This window comes from Enterococcus ureasiticus (genome assembly GCF_001730285.1).
Classification (GTDB): Bacteria; Bacillota; Bacilli; order Lactobacillales; family Enterococcaceae; genus Enterococcus_L; species Enterococcus_L ureasiticus.
The window spans coordinates 1-5,769 of sequence record NZ_MIJZ01000003.1 but is presented as its reverse complement, the minus strand read 5'-3'; the positions used below and the strand labels follow the sequence as shown (position 1 = coordinate 5,769).

Genomic DNA, 5,769 nt, shown 5'->3' with positions numbered 1-5,769 from the left:
TGAATGTTAACCAATATTTAACTAAGCCTTTGTAGCGATTGAAAATTACGTTACATAAGTTTTCATAAAAGCCAACCATTTCACGACTACGCCATGCACCATATTTTTCTACTAGATGCATTGGACAATCAAAGTGAGTGATCGTTACAAGGGGCTCTATATTGTGTTTGCGGCATTCTTTGAACAAATCTTCATAGAACTTCAAGCCTTCTTCATTCGGCTCTGTTTCGTCTCCTAGAGGGAAAATTCGACTCCAAGCAATTGATAAACGGTAGGTTTTAAAACCCATTTCGCCAAATAATGCGATGTCTTCTTTATAACGATGGTACATGTCAATCGCGTTTTGAGCTGGGTAAAAATGTTCATCATCAAAATCAAACATTTTCATCTCCCCTGTGATTACTGGAAAACGATCCGGTCCAACGGGTGCTAAATCTACGTTAGCCAAACCGCGTCCGCCTTCGTTATAGCCACCTTCACATTGATTGGCTGCTGTTGCACCGCCCCATAAAAAGTCTTTTCTAAATGCCATATCAAAATTCCTTTCTCACATAAGCTTGCAGTAAAACCTATCTTGCTTTACTGCAAGCTCTGTTCTCGTCTATTATTTTTAAGTTAATCCAGTAATCAATGTATCGTTTGAGGTTACATCATGTTCTTGTGTTTCTACGATATCTAGATAATCACCAGTGTTTGTCACAATGACGGGCGTTTCTACACTATACCCTGCTGCTTTGATTGCCTCAATGTCAAAAGTTACAAGAACTTGTCCTTTTTTCACTTTATCACCTTGTGCTACTTTTGCTTCAAAACCGTTTCCTTCTAGCTGAACCGTGTCCATACCTATATGGATCAATAACTCCATCCCTTGATCTGATATCAATCCAATTGCGTGCAATGTTGGGAACAGAGTCATCACAGTGCCATCGAATGGAGCTCTAACAACGCCTTCTGTCGGTTCAATTAAAACACCTTTTCCTAAAGCACCTTGGGCAAATGCTTGATCACTTGCTTTGCTCAATGGTAAGACACGTCCTTTAACTGGACTTAAAACGGCTTCCTTGATTGCTTTTTGTGCTTTTTTATTTTCTGTTACTTCTTCTACCACTGTATCATCTTTCCAGAAGAAGAATGTTAATGTAAAACCGATAACAACGGCAATTAAGATGGCAACAAAAGAATGAATCATTCCACTTGCATTATCCCCATTTATAAAGTTTAATACACCAAAAATTCCTAATCCACCCATTGTGTAAGAAGTTACTCCGTTAATCATTAAATATAAACCACCAACGGCAGCTCCAATCATTGAAAAAACGAAAGGTGTTTTTCTTGGTAAAGTGATACCATAGATGGCAGGTTCAGTTACACCGAAGATACCAGAAATTATTGCTGGCGGACATAGAGCTTTCATTTTTGCATCTTTTAATTTGAAGAACATTGCCATAACTACTGCTGTTTGAGCAAAACTTGCTGCAAAAGAACCAACCAAAACTTGACTTGCCCCTTCTTGAGTAATTTGCATGATTGCAAGCGGCACAACACTCCAGTGTAAGCCGAAAATAACCAATACTTGCCAGAAGAAACCAAGAATAACGCCATACAATGCTGGTGAGAAGCCCATTAAAGCCTGGAAACCTGCACTTAGTAAATCTGTTAACATGCTGATGATTGGACCAATTACTAAGAAACCAATTGGTAATGCAATCAATAATACAAAAAATGGTACCAAGAAAGTTTGAACAACTTCAGGAATAAGTTTCTTAAAGAGTTTTTGAATTTGCGCTGCGAAGGCAACAATGAATATGATTGGTACAACACTACTTGTATAACCCGCACCAACCCATGGAATACCTAGAAACGTGTCATAAGCAGGTAATCCTAACAAACTATATGGCGCGGCTGCACCTGCACCTGCTGTTGTTTCAAAGGCCGCTTGCAAGGCACTTCCTTGAACTGTTGGGTAACAAAGAGCTGCCCCAATAACAATTCCTACCATCGGGTTTAAATTAAATTTTCTAGCTGCCGTATACCCTAGAATCACTGGCATGAAATAGAAGATTGCATCGCCAATACCATTTAACATTGTATACGTTCCAGAAGTAGCTGAATATAATTTCAAGAAAACAAGTAACGCATTTAGACCTTTTACCATACCAGCTGCAGCTAATGCACCCAAGAAGGGTTGGAAACAGCCACTTAAAATATCAATCAAACGATTAAATAAATTTCCACCAGATGATTCTTGTTCAGCGTCTGCTGAAATTCCAGCAATACTGACAACATCTTCATACACTGCAGGTACGTGATTACCAATTACAACTTGATATTGCCCGCCACTTTTCATTACGGTAACTACGCCATCCATATTTTTCAATATATCGTCATTTGCTTTTGATTCATCTTTCAATTTAAAACGCAAGCGTGTAATACAGTGTGTCAAACTATTAATATTTCCTTTTCCGCCCACATTTTCAACAATTTTCTCTGCTAAATCATGATATTTTCCCATTTTTTGTTCCTCCAAAGTTTAGTTTTTTTTCAATACATTACTTTTGAAGGTTTAGCCAACTTAATGTCACTATCCAAGGGGTCTTACTGTGTTGCTACTTCTCTTCTATCCACCTTTCATCAAATTACTAATCTACTAATGGTTGGTTTGTACTACACGAGCAATGTGAATAATCAAATACATCTTTTCTTCCTTTGATACAGTATAACAATAACTTTCTGTTAAAAATTCGGCGATTTTATTCACACAATTATACGCATTACGATACTTTTTTTTGATTACTTCATACAATTCTCCATCATCCTCATCATGAAATTCTTTATGATTCAATAAACGATAAGCAAAAAATTTTAAATGAGTACTAAAACGATAAAAATAAACAGAGTCTTCATTAAAAGTAATTTTAAAATGATATTTAACGATATTCGTAATTTCTTGCATAATTTTTGTTAATTCATAAACATTACCAACTTCTTCATCCATTTCCGCATTAACTAGATGCAAAGCAATGAATCCAGCTTCATCTTCTGGCAGTTGAACATCGAACTTATCCTTGACCATCTCAACAGCTTTACTTCCAATCAAATATTCATCTGAAAAAAAACGTTTGATGTCCCATAATAGAAAGTTCTTTACTTCGATCCCTTGCCTTATTCGCTCTAAAGCTGTATGAAGATGGTCCGTTAAAGAAATAAAGATTGTATCATTTAACTTCCTACCAAGCTTTGTTTTTGCATATTTAATAATTTCGTCTGACAGCTGCATTACTTCTAATGGTAGCTCCCCCAGTAGTTCTTGGAATTTTAATGAAGTATCCTGATTCGCTAAACGAAATACTTGATCAACCTGTTCTTCTGCAACAAAGTCTCCAATTTTTCTTTTAAATGCAATACCACGTCCCATCACAATTTGTTCCTGTTCATGCACATCCAACGTAATCACAACATTATTATTCAAAATTTTTTGAATAATCATTTCTTCGCTCCCTTCATCATGCTTAACTCCTTTAATTGTAAAAAAAGAAAAACCCAACCTTTCCAAAAAAGAAGACATTCTCCTTCTTTGAAAAAATTAGGTTTAGCTTGTATTTAAACAATCACTATCCAGATATTCACTTGTTGTGTACAAGCATAGAATACCCTATAACAATAACAATGTCAACGTTTTCATAGAAATATTTTAAAGACAATAAAAAAAACATTATGCACATAGCAAAATGTTTTAAAGACATGACCCGTACGGGAATCGAACCCGTGATACCGCCGTGAAAGGGCGGTGTCTTAACCGCTTGACCAACGGGCCTTTTAAAATTATGGGCCTAAATGGACTCGAACCATCGACCTCACGCTTATCAGGCGTGCGCTCTAACCAGCTGAGCTATAGGCCCTTAAAGAAAAAAAGCGGGTGACGAGAATCGAACTCGCGACAACAGCTTGGAAGGCTGTGGTTTTACCACTAAACTACACCCGCATGTTTCTTCTTTGAAATGGCGCAAGACAGAATCGAACTGCCGACACACGGAGCTTCAATCCGTTGCTCTACCAACTGAGCTACTGCGCCAAAAATTAATAAAACGGTCTGGACGGGACTCGAACCCGCGACCTCCTGCGTGACAGGCAGGCATTCTAACCAGCTGAACTACCAAACCAAGGTAAATGTATTGCATCACTTTATTACTTACGCCTTTAATTAAATATTAAAAGCAATTGCGGGGGCAGGATTTGAACCTACGACCTTCGGGTTATGAGCCCGACGAGCTACCTGACTGCTCCACCCCGCGATAATATCTATAAGTAATCTTATAGAAAAAGTAACATTGTTCCTTTATAGGAACTTTGTAAGGAGGATAAGGGATTCGAACCCTTGCACGGTTTTACCCGCCTGACGGTTTTCAAGACCGTTCCCTTCAGCCGGACTTGGGTAATCCTCCAGAATAAATATTAAAAAATGACCCGTACGGGAATCGAACCCGTGATACCGCCGTGAAAGGGCGGTGTCTTAACCGCTTGACCAACGGGCCGCTATGAAACGGAGAAGGAGGGATTTGAACCCTCGCGCCGGTTTCCCGACCTACACCCTTAGCAGGGGCGCCTCTTCAGCCACTTGAGTACTTCCCCAAGAAAATATTTAAAAAATGGGCCTAAATGGACTCGAACCATCGACCTCACGCTTATCAGGCGTGCGCTCTAACCAGCTGAGCTATAGGCCCATAAAGCGGGTGACGAGAATCGAACTCGCGACAACAGCTTGGAAGGCTGTGGTTTTACCACTAAACTACACCCGCAATACTTTAAAACGGTCTGGACGGGACTCGAACCCGCGACCTCCTGCGTGACAGGCAGGCATTCTAACCAGCTGAACTACCAAACCAAGGTAAATGTATTGCATCACTTTATTACTTACGCCTTTAATTAAATATTAAAAGCAATTGCGGGGGCAGGATTTGAACCTACGACCTTCGGGTTATGAGCCCGACGAGCTACCTGACTGCTCCACCCCGCGATAATATCTATAAGTAATCTTATAGAAAAAGTAACATTGTTCCTTTATAGGAACTTTGTAAGGAGGATAAGGGATTCGAACCCTTGCACGGTTTTACCCGCCTGACGGTTTTCAAGACCGTTCCCTTCAGCCGGACTTGGGTAATCCTCCGGAATAAAAAGTACTATTAATTATATCGTCACTACAATGGACCTTGTAGGACTCGAACCTACGACCGGACGGTTATGAGCCGTCTGCTCTAACCAACTGAGCTAAAGGTCCTTGGCTCTTAAAAAGGAATATCGCGGCGAAGGGGATCGAACCCCCGACCTCCCGGGTATGAACCGGACGCTCTAGCCAGCTGAGCTACACCGCGAAAATATAAAAGTACTAATGGAGCCTAGCGGGATCGAACCGCTGACCTCCTGCGTGCAAAGCAGGCGCTCTCCCATCTGAGCTAAGGCCCCACAAAATAAATCGGGAAGACAGGATTCGAACCTGCGACCCCTTGGTCCCAAACCAAGTGCTCTACCAAGCTGAGCTACTTCCCGTATTTAAAAATGCACCCAAAGGGAGTCGAACCCCTAACCTCTTGATTCGTAGTCAAGCACTCTATCCAGTTGAGCTATGGGTGCTAAAACAAGGATCAAAGTCAGATGTAACATCTGCTTCGTACTTGTCAACATCTATTCTGTCAATTTCACAATTGCCATTCATAGTGTTTCAAAGCAATGCCGAGGACCGGAATCGAACCGGTACGGTGATCACTCACCGCA

At 40.3% G+C, this 5,769-nt stretch carries 3 protein-coding genes and 19 tRNA genes; all 22 read right to left on the bottom strand.

Annotation, left to right across the window (positions count from 1 at the left end):
• On the bottom strand, window positions 1–532 hold a 532-nt coding region (locus BCR21_RS05980; RefSeq protein ID WP_139125610.1), incomplete at its 3' end, for a family 1 glycosylhydrolase.
• Between the two features lie 78 nt (window positions 533–610).
• On the bottom strand, window positions 611–2,512 hold the full coding sequence (locus BCR21_RS05975) for a beta-glucoside-specific PTS transporter subunit IIABC (RefSeq protein ID WP_069645583.1): 1,902 nt from the start codon (window positions 2,510–2,512) through the stop codon (window positions 611–613).
• A gap of 135 nt (window positions 2,513–2,647) precedes the next feature.
• On the bottom strand, window positions 2,648–3,487 hold the full coding sequence (licT, locus tag BCR21_RS05970) for a BglG family transcription antiterminator LicT (RefSeq protein ID WP_069645584.1): 840 nt from the start codon (window positions 3,485–3,487) through the stop codon (window positions 2,648–2,650).
• 255 nt (window positions 3,488–3,742) lie between these two features.
• Window positions 3,743–3,814: transfer RNA gene (locus BCR21_RS05965), tRNA-Glu, on the bottom strand.
• An 11-nt stretch (window positions 3,815–3,825) separates the two neighbouring features.
• Window positions 3,826–3,899: transfer RNA gene (locus BCR21_RS05960), tRNA-Ile, on the bottom strand.
• Between the two features lie 12 nt (window positions 3,900–3,911).
• Window positions 3,912–3,982: transfer RNA gene (locus BCR21_RS05955), tRNA-Gly, on the bottom strand.
• Between the two features lie 17 nt (window positions 3,983–3,999).
• Window positions 4,000–4,072: transfer RNA gene (locus BCR21_RS05950), tRNA-Phe, on the bottom strand.
• A gap of 14 nt (window positions 4,073–4,086) precedes the next feature.
• Window positions 4,087–4,160, bottom strand: a tRNA-Asp gene (locus tag BCR21_RS05945).
• Window positions 4,161–4,218: 58 nt separating this feature from the next.
• Window positions 4,219–4,292: transfer RNA gene (locus BCR21_RS05940), tRNA-Met, on the bottom strand.
• A 60-nt stretch (window positions 4,293–4,352) separates the two neighbouring features.
• Window positions 4,353–4,442, bottom strand: a tRNA-Ser gene (locus BCR21_RS05935).
• Window positions 4,443–4,460: 18 nt separating this feature from the next.
• A tRNA-Glu gene (locus BCR21_RS05930) sits at window positions 4,461–4,532 on the bottom strand.
• A 9-nt stretch (window positions 4,533–4,541) separates the two neighbouring features.
• Window positions 4,542–4,629 (bottom strand) — tRNA-Ser (locus BCR21_RS05925).
• 18 nt (window positions 4,630–4,647) lie between these two features.
• A tRNA-Ile gene (locus BCR21_RS05920) sits at window positions 4,648–4,721 on the bottom strand.
• Between the two features lie 4 nt (window positions 4,722–4,725).
• A tRNA-Gly gene (locus BCR21_RS05915) sits at window positions 4,726–4,796 on the bottom strand.
• A 12-nt stretch (window positions 4,797–4,808) separates the two neighbouring features.
• Window positions 4,809–4,882: transfer RNA gene (locus BCR21_RS05910), tRNA-Asp, on the bottom strand.
• A gap of 58 nt (window positions 4,883–4,940) precedes the next feature.
• Window positions 4,941–5,014, bottom strand: a tRNA-Met gene (locus BCR21_RS05905).
• Window positions 5,015–5,074: 60 nt separating this feature from the next.
• A tRNA-Ser gene (locus BCR21_RS05900) sits at window positions 5,075–5,164 on the bottom strand.
• Between the two features lie 37 nt (window positions 5,165–5,201).
• Window positions 5,202–5,275: transfer RNA gene (locus BCR21_RS05895), tRNA-Ile, on the bottom strand.
• Between the two features lie 20 nt (window positions 5,276–5,295).
• Window positions 5,296–5,369: transfer RNA gene (locus BCR21_RS05890), tRNA-Met, on the bottom strand.
• Between the two features lie 18 nt (window positions 5,370–5,387).
• Window positions 5,388–5,460 (bottom strand) — tRNA-Ala (locus BCR21_RS05885).
• 10 nt (window positions 5,461–5,470) lie between these two features.
• Window positions 5,471–5,544, bottom strand: a tRNA-Pro gene (locus BCR21_RS05880).
• Between the two features lie 10 nt (window positions 5,545–5,554).
• A tRNA-Arg gene (locus BCR21_RS05875) sits at window positions 5,555–5,628 on the bottom strand.
• Between the last annotated feature and the right edge of the window lie 141 nt (window positions 5,629–5,769).